The sequence below is a fragment of the Shewanella gelidimarina genome (assembly GCF_023283945.1).
Classification (GTDB): domain Bacteria; phylum Pseudomonadota; class Gammaproteobacteria; order Enterobacterales; family Shewanellaceae; genus Shewanella; species Shewanella gelidimarina.
Genome location: NZ_JAKIKW010000001.1, coordinates 157,913 through 180,587 on the forward strand (window position 1 = coordinate 157,913; position 22,675 = coordinate 180,587).

A 22,675-nucleotide genomic window follows, 5' to 3' on the forward strand; every position below is an offset into this window, starting at 1 on the left:
TGCCGTTACCTGACTAGAGTGAATTATCGGGCAGTTAGTTAACATTATGATTATATGAATATCATCGGTTTTATTTTAGGTGCGCCGATCAAGGCATTGCGTGGCGGCGATAGACTCAAAGCACCCGCAAGCGAACAAGATGCATTTAAAGCACATTATCAACAGTGTATTGAACCGCTAAGCAGTAAATTTGAAAATGCCAGAGTTTCAAGTCTTAAAGCATGTCGTGGCAGGCTCTATTTGAGTGGCGCTATTTATGTTGGCTTGGTTACTCTGGCTTTAATGTTCAAGCCCATGCTTGCTCCAGTCTCAACACCTGAAATTTTCTATCTGCTTTTGGCAGGTCTTTTACTCCCTTTTTTGTGGTGGACAAATCGACCGATTAAACACTATAAGCAAGATGTAAAACAACGGGTCTATCCGCAAATATTCAAGTACTTTGGTAGTGATTTTATCTTTAGTCGCGATCATAAAATGAGTCTTACAGGACTAAAATCTTCAAAAATATTGCCTCATTATGACAGTGCTAACTTCGATGACTATGTTCAAGGAACCTATAAAGGCGTTGAAATTGCGCTAAACGAACTGCATCTGACTAAGCAGGTGCAGCGTGATAAAAATACCGATACCGTCAGTGTTTTTAAGGGGCTGATGATCGAGCTAAGCAGTCATAAAGCATTTCAAGGCCATACAGTGGTTGTTAAAAATCGTGGTGGGCTGATGAACTTTTTATCAGGCAGCTTTAAAGGGTTAGATCGGGTAAAGCTGGAAGATCCTATTTTTGAAAAACAGTTTGATGTGTTTTCGACCGATCAAATAGAAGCAAGGTACCTACTTACCGTGACCTTTATGGAGCGCTTACAAGCACTGTCATCCAGTTTTGATAACAAGATCCAATGTGCTTTTTATCAAAGCCGATTACTGATTATGTTAGAGAGCAAAGATAATCGATTTGAAATGGCATCAATATTTAAAGGGGCGACTTTTGAATATGAATTTAGCCAGATTAATAAAGAGATGAAGCAACTGTTTGCCATTGTTGACGTGCTTAAACTCGATAAATCGATAGGATTATGATTAAAGCCTTATTGCTCTGCCTTGCCGCTTTTAGTGTATGCAGCTGGGCACAAACCAGTAAGCCGCATTTTGTGGCTAAACCGTCAGATAAAAGCGTGTTGGGTAGTCAGAGAGATAGCAGTAAGTCGAAGCAGGTAAAAAGCGCTCCGAATCAGGTTTACCATTATCAGAATGCTGATGGAGTGGTGGTTTTTTCCGATAGGCCGCCAGAGACAGGGCATTATCAAGTGCGTATTTATGACTGCTACGCCTGCAAACCCAGTTCAAATATTAACTGGCAGTCTATCCCGTTATTTACCCAGCAGTATAACGAGGACATTCGGTTAGCCGCGAGAACCTACCAGTTAGAGGCCGCGTTAATCCGTGCTGTCATTCATGCTGAATCATCATTTAGGCCTGCTGCAATTTCAAAGACGGGTGCACAAGGATTAATGCAGCTAATGCCAGCCACAGCTAAAGAGCTCGGCGTGACAGATGCTTTTAAACCGAGTCAAAATATTCAGGCGGGTAGCCGTTACTTAGCACAGCTGTTAAAGAGATTTGATGGTGATATTACCTTAGCATGCGCCGCATACAATGCCGGCGCTTCAAGGGTTGAGCAATATCGAGGCGTGCCGCCATTTCCCGAAACAAAAGCCTATGTTGAACGGGTCAATATCCTGTTACAACGCTATCGTAAAGCCTAGGGACTTAAGTTGTCAGGGGAACGAGAGTATTGACGGCCTTTAACTGACAATTACCCAGCAAACGACGTTTTTTAACATCAAAATATACTAGCGGTATTACCACGCTGCACAGGGCAATATTGGACAACGGCATGGCTAACCAGACACCATCGACACCCATAAATTTAGGCAAAATAAATAAGAAGGGTAGCTGGACCAGCATATTGCTGCAGGCGACGATAAGTGCCTTTTTACCTTGATTAGTCGCCATAAAATACACCGACGCTAATGCAATAAACCCATCTAATGGCATCGCAAACAGATGCATACGTATTCCGTCGACTGCGGTTTTGACTAATGTCGGATCATCATTGGTAAATAGGCCCACCATCATTTCGGGAAAAAAGTTAAGCAGTAAAGTCCAACTTATCCCCGCGATTAAAGTGACTTTAATCGACAGCATTAACATCTTATTGATATTTTCATGCTGCTCAGCGCCATAATAGTAGCTCACGGGTGGCTGTAAGCCTTCAGCAACACCTTCGGCGACAAAATAATACAGCACCATTAAATAGCCAACAATAGCAAAGGCTCCGACGATTAAGGGCGAGCCATATTCCATAAAGAGTCGGTTATGCAGCGCAAATACAAAGCTAGTGTAGAGGTACATAAATAAACTTGAAGAGCCTAGTAAAAGGATCTGTCGACTAAAGCTCAAATTGAACAGGGTAAATTTGGCTGGCCACTTTATGTTGCTATAGGGCGATAAAAAATAGCCTAAACCAATCACACAAATAGTGACCTGAGCGGTAATAGTTGCAATGGCGGCTCCCTCTAATTCCATTTCCCACACCGCGATAAACAGGTAGTCCAATACGATATTAATCACCGCGCCCATCACCATTAATATAGTGGCCAAATGAGGGTTTTCATCATTGCGGATTAAGAAAGGTAGCGCTGCTGCCAGTACGGTAGCGAGACCGCCCCAGGTAAAGACTGCAATATAATCCTGCCCCATCCGTAAAGTGGTTTCGACTCCGCCCTGAGCTTGCAATAAGTAGGTACTGCTCGCCAACAGAATGAGGGTGGACGCACCCGCTAATGCGAGCATGATAATCATGCTGCTGGTCAATATTGTCGGCGCTACCGTAGTATCGCCTTTACCGCGTTGAATCGATAGCAAGCTGCCGCTACCCATTCCCACCATAATGCCAAAGCCCACCATAAAGTAGACCACAGGCCAAGCCATGTTGATCGCAGCCAGTCCTTCAAAACCGATGTAGTGACCGATAAAAATGCCATCGACAATCTGATACAAACCATTGACTAACATGGCCGCAATGGCGGGCAGGGTATAACGCCAAAACGTTTGTTGGATGGTTTTATTTTGGTCTGATGTTGGGGGGAGTGCTGACATAAAATTTACAGTGTTGAAGTACGTATGCGGGCAAGTTACTCTGTTATTAAGATTGAACCAAGTTGGTTTCTATCTGTTTTTGATATAGGAGTGGTTGTGAACTGGACTTTAGATGAACTAAACGCATTTGTAAATTCGGTCAAGCTAGGATCATTTTCGGCGGCGGGTCGGCGCATGGGCAAGGCACAATCACGGGTGAGTACCGCGGTAAGTAACCTTGAGGCTGATTTGGGTTTTGAACTGTTTGATCGTAGCGCTAAATTACCCATACTGACGCCATTAGGTGAAGAGATGTTTATCGAAGCGCAATCGGTATTAGCGCAATGCCAACGCCTACACGCTCGCGCTATGACGGCAACATTAGGCGAAGAAGTTGCGCTTACGGTGGCGATTGACGAAGCCGTGCCGGTGAACGCGTTTGAAACCTTTTTCTTGCGAGTATCGACGCAATTCCCGCTGCTTAAACTGACGATTATTAATGGTTCCCAAGAAGACATTGCACTCTGGGTAGACGAAGGGCGTGCGGATATTGGCATTATGTTTCACACGGTATCGCTACCAGACGCACTAGAATTTATGTCAATTGGTCAATTCAAACATAGTTTAGTGGTATCAGCACAGCACCCTTTGGCGCAAGTGTCCGTGCCGACGCTGGAGCAATTGATGCAATATCGGCAGTTAGCGATTTGCGATCGAACCGGGCAGTCACAAAGTCAGCCATTATCGGCAAACCATTGGTATATCGACAGCTATTACTACATGGTGGCCTTAGTGCTGCAAGGTGTTGGTTGGGCGTTAGTGCCTGAGCATGTGGCCAAAACCGAGTGGTATTCCAATGAACTACTAGAGCTATCGACAGAATATATTCCCGATCCGCTATTAGTTGAAATCGGCGTGGTTAATCGACGTGATAAAGAAATTGGACCTGTGATGCGTTGGTTCTTTGCAGAACTTGATTCAGTGCTAGATGATGACTGATTTACAGGTGTTAGATCCTCGATCTCTAGTGGAAGATAGCTATCGCTATTATAAAATGAAGCGATGTCTTTCAGTCGACATACCTACTAACAATTGAGGGTGGCTTAATTACCCGTAAGGGCTGCCGTTTTGCTAAAGTGGTGCGCAAAATAACAACAAAAAGAATCATCAGATGAATACTCACCCGAATACGTTGTTTGGTAAATTGTCTCTCAGCGCTAAGTGGCCTTTGGCTGCGCTTGCGTTATCGGTAGTGGCAGCAAGCAGTGTTGCCAGCGCAGCTAATGTTGCTCCCTCTGCAGAAGACATGCGCTTATACACTATCGCGACTGCGCCAAGCGCTAGTCACTTACGCAGTGATGTTGAGAAACTGGTGAGTTTTGGTACCCGGCATACGCTGTCTGAAACAGCATCCGATACTCAAGGTATTGGCGCGGCAAGACGTTGGATAAAAGCGGAGTTTGAGCAGATATCGTCAGCCTGCGGTGGCTGCTTAGAGGTTATAACACTTGCCGATACAGTCACGGGTAAGCGCATTCCTAACCCCACCGAAGTGGTCAATGTCATTGCTATTCAGCGTGGTAGTACAGATCCTAAGCGGTGATATTGATTCCAGAGTGACAGATGTGATGAATGCAACGTCACTCTCCCCTGGCGCAAACGACAATGCATCGGGTGTGGCAGGCGCAATAGAAGCGGCGCGAGTGTTATCTCAGTTCCAGTTTAACGGCACCATTGTTTACGCGGCGTTATCGGGCGAGGAGCAAGGTTTATACGGCGGCGCAACGCTAGCGCAATACGCTAAAGATAAAGGCTGGCAAGTTCAGGCTGTATTAAACAATGACATGATAGGCAACATTGAAGGTATTAACGGAGTGATCGATAACCACTCTGTGCGGGTATTTTCTGAAGGGGTGCGGATTGCAGAAACCACAGATGAAGCCACACAACGTTATTTTAGTGGCGGCGAAAATGATTCCGCATCACGTAACCTTGCCCGTAAAATTAAGACGTTAGCAGACCAATATATGACTAACTTAGATGTCATGTTGGTGTACCGTTTAGATCGCTTTGGTCGTGGTGGCCATCATCTGCCTTTTAACAAGGCGGGTTTACCTGCCGTGCGCATCATGGAAACTAACGAAAACTACAATCGCCAACATCAAGATATTCGCGTTGAAAATGGCATTGCTTATGGTGATGTAATTGAAGGTGTTGATTTCAATTTTAATGCAAAATTGACCGCGTTAAATGCCATTAGCTTAGCCTCAATGGCATGGGCACCCGCACCGCCAGCAGATGTCAGTATTGAAGGCCAAGTGTCAGCCAGCACCACGCTAAATTGGCATGCTGCTAAGCAAAAAGAAGTGGTGGGATATCGAGTTTACTGGCGTTTAACCACAGAGTCGGAATGGACGCATAGTCGTTATGTGGGCAAGGTCAATTCGTTCAAACTGGAAAACATGGTGATAGACAACTACCTATTTGGTGTTGCGAGTGTGAGTGCTAACGGAAACGTCAGTCCGGTAGTCTTCCCTGGGGCAGCCGGGGCATTTTAAAGACGACAGCTAAGCTCTAGGATTAGGGGTTAGATAAAACAAAGCGCAATATTTGCGCTTTGTTTTATGGGTTGCAGAGCTAAGGCCGTTCGACTCAATTCTACGAATAAACTAACTTAAGGTCTGCTTACTCAGGTACTTCCTGCTTAACCACTGTTTTACCACCATTTTGGCCAATACGGCGCTCAAGATAATCGAGCATCTCTTTAGCAATGGTGTCTAATTGCCATGGTGGATTGATAATCCACAACCCAGCGGCCGTCATACCAAATTCATCACTGTCTGGCTTAATCGCTTGTTCAATACGCAGCTGGTTCTTAATACCGCTTTCGGCCAAAACTTTAAGCATACGCTCGGTTTGCGCGCGATCAACGACCGGGTACCAAAGCATAAATACGCCGCTAGAAAAGCGTTTATGCGCCTTGATAATTGCTTTAGCAACATCTTGATAATCCGTTTTCATTTCGTAACTCGGGTCAATCAAAATAACCCCACGGCGTTCAAGTGGTGGTACAGCACCAATCATACCTTTGAGGCCGTCACCCTTGATGACGTTAACGTGTTTGTCACCGGCAAATTGTTCTTCCAGTGTTAGAAAGTCAGTACCGTGCAGTTCGTGCAACACCATGCGATCTTTCTGACGCATGTTCATATCAACAAAGGCAGGTGAGCCTGGGTAAAACTCGAGATCTTTCTTACCTTGGTTAAAATGAGTCACATCGGTAATGTACTGTACTAAAGATTCAGGTAAATCACTTCGCTCCCACAGTCTTGCGACGCCTTCTAAATACTCGCCGGTCTTTTTTGAAAAGTCGTCCGTGAGTGCATAACCTCCAGCGCCAGCATGGCTATCAATGTAGGCCATTGGCTTATCTTTTTTATGCATTAATTTCAGCACTTGCACCAATATTGCGTGCTTGAGAACATCGGCATAATTGCCAGCGTGATAGCCGTGACGGTAACTTAACATGAGGATTCCAGACTTAAATGGACAGTCATAAACTGTGTAATAGCGTCATTATAAGTTTTATGTGGCATCAGGTATAGGTATTCACTCTCGCTGGCTTTTGGCATAATGTGACTGAGCCTCTTAAACACCTGGAATTACTTTTGCAAATACCGATTTTTTTTAATCCGCAATACCCGTCTCTCGCTGATATTAGTGAACGCTGGGGACTGGTTTGGGATAAAGAAGCGCAGTTTGAGTTACGCTTTGAGCACAACACCTTAAGTCTGTATAAGCGTGATGAACCAAAATTGGACGGTATTAACGTTGATTTTGTTTCAGGTGCGGTAGCACACCGACGTAAGTTTGGTGGCGGTCGAGGTCAATCAATTGCAAAAGCGGTCGGCCTTAAGCAGGGCGTAATGCCCACCGTGGTGGACGGTACCGCTGGCCTAGGTCGCGATGCCTTTGTGCTTGCAGGTCTCGGGTGTAAAGTGATTATGGTTGAGCGTCACCCTGTGGTGGCCGCTTTATTGGAGGATGGTTTACGCCGAGCCTACGACGATGCTGAAATTGGAGAGTGGATGCGAGAGCGCATGAGCTTATTCCATGGTTCAAGCCTTAATGCGTTAGCCGATGCCGCTAAATCATCAGGCACCGAAATTGACGTGGTCTACCTTGATCCTATGTACCCACACCGTGAGAAATCGGCGTTAGTTAAAAAAGAGATGCGCGTCTTTCAAACCCTTGTGGGCGCAGATCTAGATGCTGATGGTTTGCTTAAACCGGCTCAAGCCTTAGCGACCAAACGTGTGGTTGTTAAGCGCCCTGACTACGCTGAAGACCTCGACGGTGTAAAACCGAGTATGGTATTGGCGCAGAAGAAAAATCGTTTCGATGTTTACGTTAAAGCGGCGATGAAATAGATTTTATAGCTTTGTTTAAGGCTCTTGAGTTGCCGCTATTGTGCTGTGGAGCGTTCTGACTTCTAATAAAAAGCCCTTTTACATTTCTGTAGAAGGGCTTTTTTGTCAGTCATTTTTGTACTTAAGACTACTTGTGTTGCGGATTAAATCGATCCATCACCACAGCACAGACAGCGTCGCCTGTAATGTTCAATGAGGTACGGATCATGTCAAATATACGGTCCAGCGCAAACAGCAGTGGCAGACCATCAATCGGGATCCCTGCTGCAAGTAGCACGGCGACAACCAAGAACGACGGCCCTGGCACACCGGCTTGGCCGATGGCGCCCAGTGTCGAAGTGAAGATAATGGCTGCATAGGCGGTGGTGGTCAGATCGATATGATACATCTGGGCGAAGAACATGGCGACTAAGCCATAATAGATAGCGTTACCCGTCATGTTGATGGTCGCGCCCAGTGGTAATACGAAGGCCGTGGTCGCCTTGGAGATATTGAGTTCCTGTTCACACGTTTCCATGGTGACAGGCAGCGTTGCCATAGATGAAGCGGTAGATAACGCCATCGCCTGAGGTTTCTTCATCGCAGAGATAAACTTCATCGCCGGAACGTTTGAGAAGAATTTCACTATCAACGGGAAGAAGATGAAGGCATAGATAAGAATCGCGACCACGAAGACCACGAATAACTTCAATACGACTTCCAAAGCTTGAAAGCCGAATGAGCCCACAGATTCAGCCATTAGACCAAATACGCCGAGAGGGGCAATGATCATCACGCAATTGATCATCCATACAAAGGCTTCGACTATGGTATTGAGGCTCTTGATAACCGGTTTGGCACCATCGCCTTTCACTTTACTCAATGCGATACCGAAGAAGATACAGAAGACTAAGATCTGCAGGATATTTCCCGACGTCATCGATTCAAATACATTGGTTGGGATCATGCCAATTAGAGTATCCATTGCACTGGGAAGTGCGCCTTGCTCTGCGGTGATCTGGGTGAGTGATTGACCGTGTGCACTAAAGTCAATTCCGGCACCGGGTTTGAAAATATTGCCCATGACCAGTGCGAGTGTAACGGCAATGCCCGAGGTGATAATAAAGAAGGCAAAGGTGCCAATACCCATCTTACCCGCTGAGGGGCTGTTACCTAGGCTGGCGGCGCCGGCGATAATGGATACCACGACTAAGGGGATGACGAGCATCTTAACCAGATGAATAAATATGGTGCCCAAAGGTCCAAATATAGCGGCACCTTCTCCCATGTAAAGGCCTACTAATGCCCCTATTATCATGGCAATAACGACCTGAAGACCTATATTATTCATTAATTTTTTATCTGAAATTCCCACGCTCGCTCCGTTGTTGAACTGTTTTATTAAGCATTTGCTGAAGAGGCGTAAAGCTACCACATCAGCGTATGAGCCACTGTGAAACAGCACTTAACTAGGGACTTAACTCATTCTTCTATAAATAAATCGATCTCCCATTGAATTATCCTTAAAAAGTATAGGTAAAAATCAGCATATCGCTAAATTGAATTCAGAATTAATAGGGCAGATTCTTATATCTGTATTTGATGTTCGTTATTTAAGCATGTGTTTGACGCTTTTTCTTTACGGAGTGAATGAACGAGAGTTTATGGTGTTTGCTTAATGACCATTCGGCTTCGAATGAAGTGGATTACATTTTTTGTTTCAGCTTTCTCCGGGATCGAGAATATGGACTGCATCGTTAATGTACTGACTTTCTCAATCCAGTCCTCTTCGGTAGATAGCCGCATGAGGATGTTGAACACTTTTCAGCGGGTGAGTTGATGGGGCTGAGCGTTGAGGTCGGGTAGAAAGCTAAGTATGTTATTGATTATTTACTCGCGATAATTGCCTCACTCTAATCTGACCCTCAGTAATCAATTCTTCAAAATATAAAAATCTTCAATCCCCTTTGCGTAAATATAATTATTTTACGTCACTCATCGTTTTCTGTTGTTTCTTTAAACTCATTCCCTATTAGCTCATTGATATAAAAACATATACCCAAAATTAAGGAATAACGATGAAATCGAATACTGGAAACAACATTAAATCTGGAATGTTATTTGGATTGGCTGCGATCATATTAGTCGGTTGTGGAAGCTCTGCAGAAGAAGATCAATTAGCTTGGATCCAAGATTGGAATTCATCAGGTGATTTCCAACAGAAAATGAAAATGATGAATACTTGCTTTAAGGAAGCGGGAGTGAGAAGCCTGACTAAATCGATGACCAGTGAACAAAGTGACATCGTGAATGCATGCGAACTGTCGTACATCATTGAGCGTGCAGAAGATGATGATATTAGTTTAGATCGAGAGTTATTAGCCGCTAACATTCTCCAACTTTAATCAGTAGGCAGCAACCACCAAATACTCTTGAGGTGTATAACCTTCTTGGGTAAAAAACAGACCGAAATAACAGGGATAACAAGACATGTCATTAAAGAATAAAGCGTTAGACTTGGCTAGTGAGGCCAGAAATACCGCAGGGCAGTTAACCAGTGATTTACAGCAGTCGCAAGCTTTTGAACAAGCTAAGGTAACCCTTACCAATACTAAAGATAGAGCGTTAGCTGTTGATACTGCAAGCATTAAATTAATGAACTTTTTCGCGGTATTTAGTTTGGCTTTTATGCTGCTGAGCACATTTTTCCCCGTGATGACATTTATGGGAAGTAGTATGCCGCTGAGCGAGCTAACACCGTCTTGGTTATATGTGATTGTTATTCTGGCTTTGTGTAGCCACCTATTGGGTGCAAAGCAGTTAATTTCACGCAGTTTATTGCTTATATTACTTGTGTCTATTGGTTATACACTTTACCAGCAATTGGCAGAGATGTTTCAGATGTTTCAGATGACTCAGATGCTAGGTGGATCAAGAACAAAAGACATTATGCGTGGGTTAGGTGAGGCTCTTAAGTATACCGATATTGGCCTTTATCTTTTCTTGGTAAGTCTTGTGTTAGTGGTCATTACAACGATTAAGCCTGGCTATAAAACCAACCATGCTCTGTGGGCTCAATTGGTTCAAAAGTAGATTGTCATTTTTGAATGGCCAGTTGATGACTGGCCATTTTTTAAGGTTCAAAGTAATGCATTTTAAACCTAGAAAACAGCATGTGTTTAATACTGCCAACGTCTTGGGCAAAGATTATATTGTCGGTGATATTCATGGGCAAATTAAACGACTCTATGAGCAATTGTTTACACTGGGGTTTAACTTTCAGATTGACCGCCTTTTTTGCACTGGGGATCTCATCAGTAAAGGTACAGAAAGTATTGAATGCTTAAATTTATTAACTAAGAAGTGGTTTTTTTCAGTAATGGGGAACCATGAACAGCTGTTTTTATTGGGCTTTCAGTCCTCTGACTATTGGGATGTATTACAGCAAAAAGGGGGCGAGTGGTTGTCACAACACTTAGACCGATTTGATGTGTTAATACGTTGGAAAACCTTGATTGATATCGCCATGCCATTGACCCGGACTATTAGTGTCAATGGAAAAAGCATTGGTATTAGCCATGCATCAGCCACACCTGACTGGCAAACGCTACAAAGGGGTGAGTTGTCCGATGAAGATATTTGGCAAGTGTTATGGAGTCGACCTTTACATAATAATGAATCATGTAAAGGTATCGATATGATCGACTATGTGGTGCACGGACATAGCCCTGTTAATCGTATTACTCAGTTCGATAATCGCTATTGGATTGATACGTTTGCATTAAAACAAGAGCTGACCATTATAAACCTAAATGATTTTAATATGGATTAACTTAATTAACTGTAATAACTAGTAATTGACGCATAAATAGATGACTATCGGTTGTCTATAAATGGCGAATAGAGGGATTTACGTGTCAATTAGAGAGTTAAATAATGCCACTGAATTATTGGTGGGTTGGCAAAATAGGGATAAAGATCAAAGTGAGGAATTTCTCACTTATGCCTATCAAGATATTCGCGCGATAGTTGGAAAGTACCTCTCACAGCATCGCCCAAATGAAACTATCCTGCATGGTGCTTCGATTACTGAGTTAGCGAGTGAGTCTGTGGTGAAATTACACCGCTGGCGTAACGATGAGCTGCCTTTTGAAAACCGACAAGACTTTTTTGACTATGTACGCGTGTCAGTATGGCATTTACTGTTTGGTAAGCCTCACCAGTCGTTAATTAACAAGCAAAAAGCTAAATATGAGTTTTTGAATTCGCAATTATCCGATTCGGATGTGTTGTTGCCTAATTGGACTGAAAATCTCGCATTGGCATCCGTATTAGAGCAGTTACAACAAACTTATCCAAGACAAGCTGAAGTGTTTGAACTGAAAAATTTTGCCATAGTGTCGCATCAACAAATTGCCGATATTTTAGGGTTGTCTCCTAGAACCGTCGATAGTGATTTAAAATTTGCCACAGTATGGCTGAGAGCTAAATTAAGCGAATGATAGATATTGTTTCCCTGTACAGTGAATTGGCGAGTTTAAGTAAAATAGAGCAAGAAAAGCGGTTGTTACCGTTAAAGAAGGCCTATCCTGCCGCGGCCATTGAGCTTGAAAAAATGCTCTTGGTGGACGACATTCCGCTATCGAGTAGCCAATTATTATCTCAGCAAATTTCTAATCAAAATCCGATGGATCAAAATACCTTTATTGGTCAGCAGGTGATGGGGTTTACGATTACCCGACTAGTGTCAGAATCAGGCGGTATGGGCTTGGTGTTTCAAGGTGAACAACGCTTAGTGAGCCATGACTGCGAGAGTGAGAGAGTACATAAGGCTGCGGTCAAAATTCTACGTACCAATAAGCTTAACTCAGGCCAGCAAAGGGCGATATTTTTTAATGAAGCGTCTATTTTGATCGCGTTAGACCACCCTAATGTGTGCAGTATTTATGGGGTGTCTGAGGTACAAGGTCATGCCTGCATTGTGATGGATTACATTGATGGTCTAGGATTAGATAGCTGGATAGCCAATAATAACGTTAGCCAAAGTGAGAGGCTAAATGTGTTTGATCAATTGATGCGAGCTGTCAGTTATCTTCATTATGAACAGCTTTTCCACGGTGATATAAAACCACAGAATATCATTATTAATGAGCAAGGCCACTTGGTGTTAATCGACTTGGGTCTGGCCAGTAAATATCAAGCGAGCGCTAGTGACAAAAGCCAGGATAGCATCCAGGCTTTTACGCGGTATTGGAGTGCGCCAGAGCAAGTTTCAGGTCAAAAATGTACCGCGCAATCAGATGTTTTTTCATTGGGGGTCATATTACATTATTTGCTGACGGATAAAGTGGCGACAAAAATGGATGTGGATAAACTTAATAATACCGAGCTTAATGCGATTATAAAAAAAGCCTTATCAATTAGGCCTGAGCATCGTTACCCAAATGCAGAAGCACTTCAGAAAAGTATCCGCTATTACCAGCAAGGTTTACCGGTTCAAGAGTTTTCACAAAGCGGCCCTTATCTGTTCCAAAAGCTATTAAAGCGTAAGCCCTTTACCTCACTTGCTTGTGTGTTGTTGGTTTACTCCGTTGCGACCAGTTTGTGGATTGTATTTAACTAAGGGGTGTTGATCTTTCGAGCTTAGTTTTTGTTCGATTCTTTACCGTAAGGAATAATGATTTTAGTACAAGGCTTGAGCGATGATTTAGCAACCTAAGCGAAAAGCGCGTAACGCATTCTAATCATAAAAGACTAAAAGCATTGAAACGAACCCTAAGGGCCGCGCTTCTTGGCTATTTTTACTGTGTTGTAGGCTATTTGTGGAGAATAACTAAACGACATAGCCTCCGCCTTGTCAAAATAGCCAATAAACTGCAGCAAAAAAAACCGTGAAAGATCAACAGCCCCTAACATTTATTGATTAAGACAAATACGCATCGCTAGCTCATTCGTATTTTAAACTCTTTCCAGTTCACCTATATAGCAATACAGATCGAACCACAGATCTAGTTTGGCATTAAACCTAGGTGCAATAGAGGCTTTTTATGGTGTCTCTGAGCCACCTGATTTTGGGATTATGTCCGTTGCGTTTGTGCCACAGCATGGTGAAGGGGGTGAGTAGTTTGTCGAGATACTCCTTATCTAAAGGGATCGGCAGGCTGACTAAATCAAAACGCATATGCTGAACATATTGTTGGCAATACTTAGGCGCCGTTGTGAACATATTATGCCCGGGTTGAGCCGCCATAAAGAGAGACTGTTCAAAGCTATTCATGGTCAGGGCGACATTGCGAGTTAACCCTATCTCCATTAGCACTTCGTCGAGCGCCCAGGTCTCACTTTTTTCCCAAACAATATTAATATGAGCGTATTTGAGAAACGTATCTATGTTCCACTCTTCTTGCAGTGCGGGATGATCTTTATGCAAGTACACCATGGGTAGGTCGGTAAATAACACTTCAAAGTCAATAAAGTAGGGCAGTAAATCCAGCAGTTCTTTGGATCGTGGGTGGCTCTCTCTACCCGAAAAACCGATGTCAGCGTCACCGCAAATAATCGACTCTAGCGAATCATAATCCCAAGTTTGCACCTTCACTTTTGCATCAGGATACTTTTGGTAGATTGACTGTGATAGCTGATTAAACATGATCAGCAGTAAAGGTGATTCCATCACTAGATTAAAATGCACCCCATTGGGTACTTCATCTCCGCGTTTTTCTAGGATCTGGCTGCCCATTTGCAGCCACTCAGCGAGATCTTCCTCGATACTTTGCGCTAGAGGGGTTGGCCTCAAGCCTTGAGGTGTTTTAACAAATAACGGATCGTCAAACCAATCTCTAAGCTTTTTAAGCGCTTTACTTACCGTAGAGGGGGTCACATTTAGCTTCTTAGCGGTTTTAGACACATTTTGTTCTTTGAGTAAAATTTGTAGCGTGAACAACAAATTAAGATCAAGCCGTGCTAACGATTTTTTCATTTGAACCACTGTGAAGGGGAGAACCCAATAATAGTATTAGAGTGAGGCTAATAAGGCTACCTAGCAGCAATATTATCAGCAACATATTTAATGGGCTCACACCAAGTAGCCCCATAATCCATATGTATAAGCCTGAACTGCATACTTGGGCGATACCGAGCAAAGAACTCGCCACACCTGCCCGCTGGGAGAATGGGCTGAGTGCTTGGTTCATTGCAACACCAAAACCAATGGCGAATCCACTGCATGTCAGCCCGAATCCAACAAGGTACAAGCTGTCATTGTCGACACCGAAATAGGAGGCACCTAGAACGAGCGCCGCTGTCATTAATACGCATTGTGAGATCAGCATTAGCGTGCTTTGTTTCAGCCAAGATAATGCCAATGGCGCTAAGAATGATGAGGTCATGCTCACCAAGGCGGTTAACGCCATCACCGATGAGTATTCGCCACGATCAAAGCCCATCGTTCCCATGATCAGCATGGGTGAAACATTGACGTAAGTCAGAATGGTCGTCACGCCCATGGCGGTGATGATTAATCGGCTGATGAAGTAGCGTTCGAGAAACATCTCAGGCTGGGTGGTATTCGCTATATTGAGGTTTTTGTTACTGTCAGTTTGCTGCTCAGCGCTTTGATCGGGTTTAGTTTCTTTTAGAACAAATATAGACAAGGTACACACCAATATTCCGATGCCAGTCATCGTTGTAAACAGACTCTGCCATGGGAATTTGAGCATGATTAAGTGACCAATCACCGGCGCAATAACTGGAATGATACAAGTGATGCCGTTCAGCATCGACAGCACCTTTGCGCGACGTTGGTCGTCTAAAGTGTCACGTAAAATAGCAAATGCCACGACATAACAAGAGCCAGCACCAATTCCTTGTGCAAATCTTGCGATTAAGAATGTTTGAGTGCTGTCAGCAGAACCGCAAAGTGCAGAGGCAATGATAAAGATCGCCGCTCCGACAATGGCGACGGGCTTACGTCCGACGGCATCGGCAAAGCGCCCGGCAAATAGCATCGTGGCCGCCATGCCTGCAAGGTAGATTGAAAAAGCGAGGTGCAATTGAGATTCACTGGCACCGAGATCTTGTGCGATTTGGGGTAAGCCCACAAGGTAGAGATCGATTGCGGTGGGATAGAGGAGCACAAGCGCAAAACTGCAAAGAAGATATCGAAACATAAGTACCTCGTATAATTGATTGCCGGATAATAGGCCCCCAATTATCAATATACGAGTTGCTGTTATGACAACAGGTATTTCTAATTACGACATACGGTTGATCAATAAGGTATTTTATTTGTGGTGATTTTTAAGTGGCTTGTAGTCACTGCGCTAACAATGTTAAATTCTACCCCGCTAATTACTTCGTATAATCCCAATGATATGGTTTGGGAGTTTCTACCAAGAGCCTTAAATTCTTGATTATGAGGTCTGTGACTTTTATTTCTTATTCAAAAAAGGTAGAGACCTATGAATTATTTAAACTTGCCCAAAATCGATCTACATTGTCACCTAGATGGTAGCGTTCGCCCGCAAAGTGTTATTGATATTGCGCAGCAGCAAAACGTGCCATTACCCAGCCATGATCTTACTGACATTCAATCATTAATGGTCGCCCCCGATACCTGCCAAAATCTTGATGAATACCTGACTCGATTTGAATTACCACTGTCTGTGATGCAAACCGCCGCTGGTATTGAACGGATATCTTTTGAAGTGTTTGAAGATGCCGCAAAAGAAAATGTGAAGTATCTTGAGGTGCGTTTTGCGCCACTATTACATCTTCAAAGTGGCTTGACGCTAGAACAGGTGATTAGCAGCGCGGTTAAAGGGATGAAAAGAGCGGAGTCTCAATACGACATCAAAGGTAATTTCATTCTGTCGATTATCCGTAATATGCCTAAAGATAGGGTTAATGAGGTCATTGATGCGGGCGCCAACTTTATCAATGACGGCGTAGTCGCTTTCGATCTTGCGGGCAGTGAGTTGCCTGGATTCTGCCAAGGTTTTGTACCTCATGCAGAATATGCGGTTAAGAAAGGCTATCGAGTAACGATTCATGCGGGTGAGCAAGGAGTGGGTCAAAATGTCTACGACGCCATCTCGCTGCTGGGCGCTGAACGTATTGGGCATGGCATTGATATTAAGACTCATAAAGAAGCATATGACTTAACAAAAAGCACATCGGTTGCCTTAGAAAGCTGCCCGACGAGCAATGTTCAAACTAAAGCGGTCGACAGCTTGAGCCAGCATCCCTTTAGCGAATTTCATAAAGATGGCGTGTTGATCACTATCAATACGGATAACCGAACGGTATCAAATACCACCATGACGGATGAAGTGCGTAAAGTGATGCAAGAGTTTAAGCTTAGCCGTAAAGAGTATTTTGAAATCTATAAAGTCAGTGTTGAGCATTCGTTTGCTTCAGAGTCGGTAAAACGTCAGCTATTAACATTGGTAGAGTAATACCAGTTGCATTAAAAGTTTGACCATTCAGCGGGAATTCAAAGCCCTGTAGGCAAGATGGGGGGTTCAAACTAATAGTTATTCGATATTAAAGCCCGCAACGAAGCTTAAAGGGCTTTGCCATTTGATTTAAACGTCAGCCGCACTACGTGAGCGACTCAGACTTTCCACTTCTGCTTTGCACTGGCTTAAAAGGGAATAACCATTTCTTCACCAATGCGCCTTGAATTGAAAAATCTGAGGCGCTCTGAATTGGTCAAATACTTAATGCAATTGGTATAATTCGGCACTTGAGTTTACTAGCTTGGACGCTAGTGTATTTTTAGACATCATAGCGTTCAGCTAACAACGGCTCAGAGCAGATGCTCTGGGTCGCGTTCAACCCTTTCTTTATCGCCGCCATCCACGACTCTCAATAGGTACGCTAATATAATAGATGAGTGTATCTGCAAATGAGTTTCTTGCTCAATTAAGATAATATCCAGCTTTTAACCGAGAGAAACAATAGATGAGTAAACCGATTCAACAGCATATAGGCAGCGTGGCTTTAGTGGTCGAAAACTATGACGATGCCATTGCGTTTTACACTCAGAAACTACAGTTTGAACTGATTGAAGACATTGATTTAGGTGGTGGTAAGCGCTGGGTATTGATCTCACCGCCCAACTCTACAGGAACCAACCTACTGTTAGCTCAAGCGAGTAATGAAGAGCAACAGCGATCTGTTGGTTATCAAACGGGCGGGCGAGTATTTCTATTCCTGCACACTAATGACTTTTGGCGTGACTATGAGTTGATGAAAACCAATGGGGTGGAGTTTACCGAAGCACCAAGGTCTGAAGAATATGGCATGGTGGTGGTATTTAAAGATCTCTATGGTACCAAGTGGGACTTACTACAGTTAAACAAAGCCACGTCTTAGCCAGTGTTAACGCTGAATGAACTTGATGCCAGAGGTTAACATTCAAGGCCGTTAATACTGTTCTAAAGAGGACTGTGGGGCAACCGTTACTGGAAGAGTTGATGACGTCTGATTGTGCAGTTGAGCTTGAAGATCGCAGGATAAAGGTAAGGTTAGTGGGCTTATCTAATAATATCTTTATTTCGTATGGAATTTTGCTCAATTGATATGTTAGTTCAACTAACATATCGTCGGCGATGGTTTGACAAAATGACAGTTCTTTAATGGCTTTATAGTATAAATATACTGATAAATTAAGAGCCTATGCAGATGATCGCAGTAGTAGCGCAAAGCCGTTAGGTTTTATCGTCGCAGCTTAGTGACTTCAGCTGGATTACATAACTGTCGATGGTGTACCCACCCTCTTGATACTGTTTTACAAACTGCATTCCCAGCTTTTTTAGCACCTGGATAGAGCCGCTATTTTCTGGCATCACTTCGCCATAAATCGTATCCAAATCCATATGGGCACGAGCATAGGTGAGACACGCTTGGTTTGACTCAGTGGCAAAGCCTTGGCCCCAATAGTCGGGGTGAAAACGGTAACCAATATCAACAGCATTAATACGCGTTTCATTCTTAAAACCACAAAAGCCGATCACCTGCCCGGTCTCTTTTAGCACCACCGCCCAACGAGCAAAGCCAAATTCAGCATACTCTTTAAGCCAGATATTCTCGATGATGTTTGTCGCATCTTCTATGCTTTCGCACAGCCCCGCATCGCCAGTGTAGCGGTTGACGGCTTCTGGAGAGTTAAAGTCATAAACGGCTTGGGCATCGCCGCGATTAAATTCTCGAATGATTAAACGCTCTGTTTCAGTGATGACTTTCATATTTTTTACATCCTCTATTCTGTATTGGTTTTTACTTTACATAGAGATTGAAATGCAAAACAGATACAGTTAAAGCCAATAAAACCCAATACAGATGGTGAACCGCTAATGGCAGTGTTTAAATATCGGAAAATTGTCGATGAGATCATGACTGCCATTGAGCAAGGTCATCTGAAGGGAAAGCTGATATCGGTGCGCACATTCGCTAAGCAAAGGCAGTTGGGGATATCAACCGTCATGCAGGCTTATCATGAATTGGAGCGTTTAGGCTGGGTGGTTGCCAAGCCCAAACGTGGCTATTTTGTGGTCGCTAGAGTTAATGCCGAACCGCCTAATTACGGCCGTCAAATCAATAGGGTGCTTGCTGGGTTAACGCTGGATAGAGCGGTGCAATACTCTTTTAATGATGATGATATTTTACCGTTATCGTGCACTGCACCCAGTACGGTGATTGATCCCGAGTTGCTGCTTAATCAGCTGCATAAAAAAGCGCTGGCTAAACGGCCTTATAAGCTATGGATGCAAGATCCCATCGAAGGCGTGGCAGAGTTCAGATTGGCCATTTGTCATCATTTATTACGTAGCCAGCAAATCTTTAATTATAAAAAAGTTCTGGTCACTAATGGGCGACAAGAGGGGTTAATGCTAGCGCTTACCTCTGCTAGAGCGCTGGATCAGCCGATTGCTGTCGAGTCACCCATGTCATTTTATTTTCAAACGATGTTGAAGCAGTTTAATGCGGATGTGGTTGAAATACCCATGCAGGCAGATTATCAAGATGAGTTAGCCTTGTTGAGCAGCGCATATGAGTCACAGTCTTTTGCAACCTACTTACTAAACCCCAATTTTGCCGATCCCACAGGGCGAGTACTCAGTAGCCGTGAGAAAGTACAGCTTATCGAATGGGCTGAAATACATCATGTGACGTTAATTGAATACGACCGTGGTGAGCTCTATTTTGGCAGTGAGCGGCCTGCCACTATCGCGAGCCTAGTGAGTGAGGAGTCATCTTGCCGAGTGATCTGTATTGCTGATTTTTACGATACCGTTTCACCCACCATTAGTTTGGGCTATTTATTGTGCATTAATAGCTTTGATGAGTGCCAATTCGCGAAACAAACGGTGGCAGAAGAACCCAGCATAGTATTGCAACACATGATGCAAGAGATGATGAATTCTGGCCGTTACCATAAACACCTATCAGCGTTACGCTGTCAAATACATCAAAATTATAATGCAACAATGGCGCTGCTGCGGCCACACTTGGCTCGTATCACTGCAGCACAATTTTATATTAGCCAGCCAAGTGGCGGCCCCTGTATTTGGTTTCAGCTACCAGCACATTTAACGAGCCAAGCGTTGTGGCATAAAGTGCTTGAAAATAAATTGTCTATTGCGCCTGGAGCCATGTTTACCCTCGATAATCGCTACGATAACTATTTCCGAGTGACGTTTGCCTTGCCGTGGAATGACGACATGATAAACGGTATTAGCCTGCTTGGAGAGATCATTGCCGACTATGTGCAGCAGTAAACGTTTATAGCCAAACACCCTAAAAAAAGAAGGTTCAGCATATCGATAAGTAACAGCGCATACGTCGCTATTACTTTGACTTAACGGCCTCTTCAGCGTGCTTGGTGGTATTGCCTCCGTCGTTGTTCTTTGTACGCTTCACACCCTCGCCCCCTATTCTGTCTACGCTAGGTAAGAATGCTAGGACTATTGCCTCTAAGTTGTTGTAAATTTCTTAATTTCTGTTCCACAAACTTGAATCTTCTCTGTCCTCAACTAGTCTTTATTGACGCAGAATTTTAACAGGGACAGTGAATGACGTTACCCGCCAAATTTCTTATTCTAGCGATGTTAGGGTTGATACCTATAGCACTGTCATATGGATTATTCCCGCCGATCACGATGCACTTTTTGTTTGGTATTGAAGCCGAAGGCATTAATTTCGTCCAAATATTTCGCGCCATTATGGGGCTTTATTTGGCGTTAGCGCTGTTTTGGCTGTTGGGAGCGTATAAACAAAAGTATCGACTGCCAGCGTTATACAGCTTAGTTGTTTTTATGCTTGGGCTCGGCTCTGGACGATTGCTGAGTTTAGTGATCGACGGCATGCCTCACTGGTTACTCTTTGTTTATCTCTTGTTGGAGATTGGCTTGGGTTTGACAGGTATTTTTATGATTAAAAAATCAGCAAAAGAGGAATTGAAATGAAAAGGATGTTCAAATTTATAGCGTGTGGAGTTTTGATAGCACTCTCTTTTTCGGCGACTGCCGCAAAAGACCAACCAAATATTTTCGTTATCTTTACCGATGACATTGGCATCTCTAATCTCAGTGCGTATCACAATGGGGTGATGAGTAGTCGCACTCCCAATATCGATAGCATTGCTGAAAAAGGCATGCTGTTAACCGATTATTATGCTCAACCCTCATGTACCGCAGGACGTTCGGCCTTTATGACGGGACAGTTTCCGGTACGCACAGGGATGCATACCGTGGGGTTACCCGGTGGCCCTGTTGGATTGAATCAAGATACGCCCACGCTGCCTGAAGTATTGAAAAAGATGGGGTATATGACAGGCCAGTTTGGTAAGAATCACTTAGGTGACCGAGATGACTTTTTACCGACCAAGCATGGTTTTGATGAATACTGGGGTTGGCTATACCATTTGAATGCAATGGAATACACCGAAGATCCTGATTGGCCAAAAGATAAAGCGTTTCAGAAGTTTGCACCGCGAAACGTGATCCATGCTAAATCCGATGGAAAGGGTGGTCAGTCGATTAAGGATGACGGACCATTGTCTATTGAGCGGATGCGGACGCTTGATGATGAAGTTAACAAGCACGCCATTAACTTTATTGAAAAAGCAGTAAAAGCTAACAAGCCATTTTTCACCTGGTATTGTCCATCTCGCGGCCATGTATGGACACACCTTTCACCCAAATATGAAAAAATGCTGGGTACCAATGGTTGGGGTCTTCAAGAAGTGGTGATGAAAGATCTCGATGATCATGTTGGTGAGATGCTGGCAAAAATTGAAGAGCTAGGGATTGCCGACAATACCATTATTATTTTCACTGCCGACAATGGACCAGAGATCATGACTTGGCCCGACGGTGGTATGACGCCGTTTCATGGTGAGAAAGGAACTACCTGGGAAGGGGGCGTTAGAGCGCCATTTTTGATTCAGTGGCCTAACAATATTCCTGCTGGTACGGTTAATAATGGCATGTTTGATGGAATGGACTTATTGCCCACTTTAGTCGCAGCAGCGGGTGGCCCTCAGGATCTGAAACAGAAAATGCTCAAGGGCTACAAAGGTTTTACAGCCCATCTAGACGGTTACAATCAGCTGGATATGTTAACTAAGGATGCTCCCTCCAATCGAAAGGAGATCTTCTATTACGAACGCACCAAACTACAAGCTGTGCGAGTCGGTAATTGGAAGGCGCATTTTGTGGTGCAAAATAATGGCTGGGGTGGTGCAAAAGAGGAGCTAAATGCACCGCTATTGTTTAATTTACGTCAAGACCCCTATGAAAGGGCTGCCGAGGAGTCGGGTATGTACCTTAAGTGGATGGGGCAAAAAATGTGGGCCTTTGGTCCAGTGCAAGAAGCGGTAGCGCAGCATTTAGCCACGTTTAAGCAGTGGCCTGCGGTGACGGCTGACAGTGGCCCGATTAATACTGGCGGCGTTGGTAACTAGAGGCGGATAGTCGCCGTTGAAATAGCGACACGTTGAAAGCTCATCATTTACGATGAGCTTTTTTATGGACAATATAAAGGGCTACTAATTTGATAACCCTGTTTTCTCTCTGTATTTGTTTGCGGTAAATTGCACTAGCATATAGATACAGCCACTATTC

Annotated in this window: 20 protein-coding genes, 1 pseudogene and 1 riboswitch; of the genes and pseudogenes, 15 read left to right on the forward strand and 6 right to left on the reverse strand. The window is 43.8% G+C overall.

Translation table 11 applies throughout. From position 1 onward, the window contains the following. Window positions 1-54: 54 nt before the first annotated feature. The gene (locus L2729_RS00695; protein ID WP_248986507.1) at window positions 55-1,077 is read left to right on the forward strand and encodes a DUF3137 domain-containing protein; all 1,023 of its coding nucleotides are present in this window, start codon (window positions 55-57) and stop codon (window positions 1,075-1,077) included. After that, the gene (locus L2729_RS00700; protein WP_248986508.1) at window positions 1,074-1,763 is read left to right on the forward strand and encodes a lytic transglycosylase domain-containing protein; all 690 of its coding nucleotides are present in this window, start codon (window positions 1,074-1,076) and stop codon (window positions 1,761-1,763) included. The genes L2729_RS00695 and L2729_RS00700 overlap by 4 nt, the downstream gene beginning before the upstream one ends. Window positions 1,764-1,767: 4 nt before the next feature. On the opposite strand, the gene L2729_RS00705 is transcribed toward L2729_RS00700, so the two are convergent. Next, window positions 1,768-3,159, reverse strand: a complete 1,392-nt coding sequence (locus tag L2729_RS00705; protein WP_248986509.1) for an MATE family efflux transporter — start codon at window positions 3,157-3,159, stop codon at window positions 1,768-1,770. A gap of 96 nt (window positions 3,160-3,255) precedes the next feature. On the opposite strand from L2729_RS00705, the gene L2729_RS00710 reads away from it, so the two are divergent. After that, window positions 3,256-4,137, forward strand: a complete 882-nt coding sequence (locus L2729_RS00710; protein WP_248986510.1) for a LysR family transcriptional regulator — start codon at window positions 3,256-3,258, stop codon at window positions 4,135-4,137. 172 nt (window positions 4,138-4,309) lie between these two features. Further along, window positions 4,310-5,696, forward strand: a pseudogene (locus L2729_RS00715) (M28 family peptidase). A gap of 127 nt (window positions 5,697-5,823) precedes the next feature. On the opposite strand, the gene L2729_RS00720 reads toward L2729_RS00715, so the two are convergent. Then, window positions 5,824-6,666 (reverse strand): 23S rRNA (adenine(2030)-N(6))-methyltransferase RlmJ, encoded by an 843-nt coding sequence (locus tag L2729_RS00720; protein ID WP_102039929.1) that lies wholly within the window; start codon window positions 6,664-6,666, stop codon window positions 5,824-5,826. 140 nt (window positions 6,667-6,806) lie between these two features. On the opposite strand from L2729_RS00720, the gene L2729_RS00725 reads away from it, so the two are divergent. After that, window positions 6,807-7,568, forward strand: a complete 762-nt coding sequence (locus L2729_RS00725; RefSeq protein WP_101090162.1) for a class I SAM-dependent methyltransferase — start codon at window positions 6,807-6,809, stop codon at window positions 7,566-7,568. A 127-nt stretch (window positions 7,569-7,695) separates the two neighbouring features. On the opposite strand, the gene L2729_RS00730 is transcribed toward L2729_RS00725, so the two are convergent. Next, window positions 7,696-8,898: a dicarboxylate/amino acid:cation symporter gene (locus L2729_RS00730; protein WP_283104090.1), complete on the reverse strand. Its 1,203-nt coding sequence runs from the start codon at window positions 8,896-8,898 to the stop codon at window positions 7,696-7,698. A gap of 727 nt (window positions 8,899-9,625) precedes the next feature. Here L2729_RS00730 and L2729_RS00735 point away from each other — a divergent pair. The 5 genes from L2729_RS00735 to L2729_RS00755 all read left to right on the forward strand — a co-directional run bounded on the left by L2729_RS00735 (window position 9,626) and on the right by L2729_RS00755 (window position 13,170). Continuing rightward, window positions 9,626-9,952: a hypothetical protein gene (locus tag L2729_RS00735; RefSeq protein ID WP_248986511.1), complete on the forward strand. Its 327-nt coding sequence runs from the start codon at window positions 9,626-9,628 to the stop codon at window positions 9,950-9,952. 85 nt (window positions 9,953-10,037) lie between these two features. Next, window positions 10,038-10,640 carry a hypothetical protein gene (locus L2729_RS00740; RefSeq protein ID WP_248986512.1) on the forward strand — a complete coding sequence of 201 codons (603 nt, stop codon included), beginning with the start codon at window positions 10,038-10,040 and terminating at the stop codon, window positions 10,638-10,640. A 55-nt stretch (window positions 10,641-10,695) separates the two neighbouring features. Further along, complete coding sequence (locus tag L2729_RS00745) at window positions 10,696-11,379, forward strand: metallophosphoesterase (RefSeq protein ID WP_248986513.1); 684 nt, start codon at window positions 10,696-10,698, stop codon at window positions 11,377-11,379. A gap of 82 nt (window positions 11,380-11,461) precedes the next feature. Next, the gene (locus tag L2729_RS00750; protein ID WP_248986514.1) at window positions 11,462-12,049 is read left to right on the forward strand and encodes an ECF-type sigma factor; all 588 of its coding nucleotides are present in this window, start codon (window positions 11,462-11,464) and stop codon (window positions 12,047-12,049) included. Beyond that, window positions 12,046-13,170 carry a serine/threonine protein kinase gene (locus L2729_RS00755; RefSeq protein ID WP_248986515.1) on the forward strand — a complete coding sequence of 375 codons (1,125 nt, stop codon included), beginning with the start codon at window positions 12,046-12,048 and terminating at the stop codon, window positions 13,168-13,170. Before L2729_RS00750 ends, L2729_RS00755 begins: the two co-directional genes overlap by 4 nt. Before the next feature lie 402 nt (window positions 13,171-13,572). On the opposite strand, the gene yidZ is transcribed toward L2729_RS00755, so the two are convergent. Both yidZ and L2729_RS00765 read right to left on the reverse strand, forming a co-directional pair. Beyond that, a complete protein-coding gene (gene yidZ / locus L2729_RS00760; RefSeq protein WP_248986516.1) occupies window positions 13,573-14,526 on the reverse strand; it encodes an HTH-type transcriptional regulator YidZ in 954 nt (317 codons plus the stop codon). Beyond that, window positions 14,501-15,715, reverse strand: a complete 1,215-nt coding sequence (locus L2729_RS00765) for an MFS transporter (RefSeq protein WP_248986517.1) — start codon at window positions 15,713-15,715, stop codon at window positions 14,501-14,503. The genes yidZ and L2729_RS00765 overlap by 26 nt, the downstream gene beginning before the upstream one ends. Window positions 15,716-15,881: 166 nt before the next feature. Next, window positions 15,882-15,981, forward strand: a riboswitch (purine riboswitch). Between the two features lie 25 nt (window positions 15,982-16,006). On the opposite strand from L2729_RS00765, the gene add reads away from it, so the two are divergent. Further along, a complete protein-coding gene (add, locus tag L2729_RS00770) occupies window positions 16,007-17,002 on the forward strand; it encodes an adenosine deaminase (RefSeq protein ID WP_248986518.1) in 996 nt (331 codons plus the stop codon). A 508-nt stretch (window positions 17,003-17,510) separates the two neighbouring features. Then, window positions 17,511-17,924 (forward strand): VOC family protein, encoded by a 414-nt coding sequence (locus L2729_RS00775; protein WP_248986519.1) that lies wholly within the window; start codon window positions 17,511-17,513, stop codon window positions 17,922-17,924. A gap of 335 nt (window positions 17,925-18,259) precedes the next feature. Here the strand turns inward: L2729_RS00775 and L2729_RS00780 are convergent, their stop codons facing one another. Next, the gene (locus L2729_RS00780) at window positions 18,260-18,796 is read right to left on the reverse strand and encodes a GNAT family N-acetyltransferase (protein WP_248986520.1); all 537 of its coding nucleotides are present in this window, start codon (window positions 18,794-18,796) and stop codon (window positions 18,260-18,262) included. 108 nt (window positions 18,797-18,904) lie between these two features. Between L2729_RS00780 and L2729_RS00785 the strand changes: the two genes are divergently transcribed. The 3 genes from L2729_RS00785 to L2729_RS00795 all read left to right on the forward strand — a co-directional run bounded on the left by L2729_RS00785 (window position 18,905) and on the right by L2729_RS00795 (window position 22,515). Further along, on the forward strand, window positions 18,905-20,329 hold the full coding sequence (locus tag L2729_RS00785) for an aminotransferase-like domain-containing protein (RefSeq protein ID WP_248986521.1): 1,425 nt from the start codon (window positions 18,905-18,907) through the stop codon (window positions 20,327-20,329). 294 nt (window positions 20,330-20,623) lie between these two features. Continuing rightward, on the forward strand, window positions 20,624-21,016 hold the full coding sequence (locus L2729_RS00790) for a DUF4345 domain-containing protein (RefSeq protein WP_248986522.1): 393 nt from the start codon (window positions 20,624-20,626) through the stop codon (window positions 21,014-21,016). Then, window positions 21,013-22,515 carry an arylsulfatase gene (locus L2729_RS00795; protein ID WP_248986523.1) on the forward strand — a complete coding sequence of 501 codons (1,503 nt, stop codon included), beginning with the start codon at window positions 21,013-21,015 and terminating at the stop codon, window positions 22,513-22,515. Before L2729_RS00790 ends, L2729_RS00795 begins: the two co-directional genes overlap by 4 nt. The last annotated feature ends 160 nt before the right edge of the window (window positions 22,516-22,675 follow it).

Bases quoted from the DNA above. Each gene is read 5' to 3' on its own strand.
- add (WP_248986518.1), top strand. From the start codon at position 16,007: ATGAATTATTTAAACTTGCCCAAAATCGATCTACATTGTCACCTAGAT.
- L2729_RS00695 (WP_248986507.1), top strand. From the start codon at position 55: ATGAATATCATCGGTTTTATTTTAGGTGCGCCGATCAAGGCATTGCGT.
- L2729_RS00795 (WP_248986523.1), top strand. From the start codon at position 21,013: ATGAAAAGGATGTTCAAATTTATAGCGTGTGGAGTTTTGATAGCACTC.
- L2729_RS00735 (WP_248986511.1), top strand. From the start codon at position 9,626: ATGAAATCGAATACTGGAAACAACATTAAATCTGGAATGTTATTTGGA.
- L2729_RS00700 (WP_248986508.1), top strand. From the start codon at position 1,074: ATGATTAAAGCCTTATTGCTCTGCCTTGCCGCTTTTAGTGTATGCAGC.
- L2729_RS00790 (WP_248986522.1), top strand. From the start codon at position 20,624: ATGACGTTACCCGCCAAATTTCTTATTCTAGCGATGTTAGGGTTGATA.
- L2729_RS00775 (WP_248986519.1), top strand. From the start codon at position 17,511: ATGAGTAAACCGATTCAACAGCATATAGGCAGCGTGGCTTTAGTGGTC.
- L2729_RS00740 (WP_248986512.1), top strand. From the start codon at position 10,038: ATGTCATTAAAGAATAAAGCGTTAGACTTGGCTAGTGAGGCCAGAAAT.
- yidZ (WP_248986516.1), bottom strand. From the start codon at position 14,526: ATGAAAAAATCGTTAGCACGGCTTGATCTTAATTTGTTGTTCACGCTA.
- L2729_RS00745 (WP_248986513.1), top strand. From the start codon at position 10,696: ATGCATTTTAAACCTAGAAAACAGCATGTGTTTAATACTGCCAACGTC.
- L2729_RS00785 (WP_248986521.1), top strand. From the start codon at position 18,905: ATGGCAGTGTTTAAATATCGGAAAATTGTCGATGAGATCATGACTGCC.
- L2729_RS00730 (WP_283104090.1), bottom strand. From the start codon at position 8,898: ATGAATAATATAGGTCTTCAGGTCGTTATTGCCATGATAATAGGGGCA.
- L2729_RS00780 (WP_248986520.1), bottom strand. From the start codon at position 18,796: ATGAAAGTCATCACTGAAACAGAGCGTTTAATCATTCGAGAATTTAAT.
- L2729_RS00755 (WP_248986515.1), top strand. From the start codon at position 12,046: ATGATAGATATTGTTTCCCTGTACAGTGAATTGGCGAGTTTAAGTAAA.
- L2729_RS00705 (WP_248986509.1), bottom strand. From the start codon at position 3,159: ATGTCAGCACTCCCCCCAACATCAGACCAAAATAAAACCATCCAACAA.
- L2729_RS00765 (WP_248986517.1), bottom strand. From the start codon at position 15,715: ATGTTTCGATATCTTCTTTGCAGTTTTGCGCTTGTGCTCCTCTATCCC.
- L2729_RS00720 (WP_102039929.1), bottom strand. From the start codon at position 6,666: ATGTTAAGTTACCGTCACGGCTATCACGCTGGCAATTATGCCGATGTT.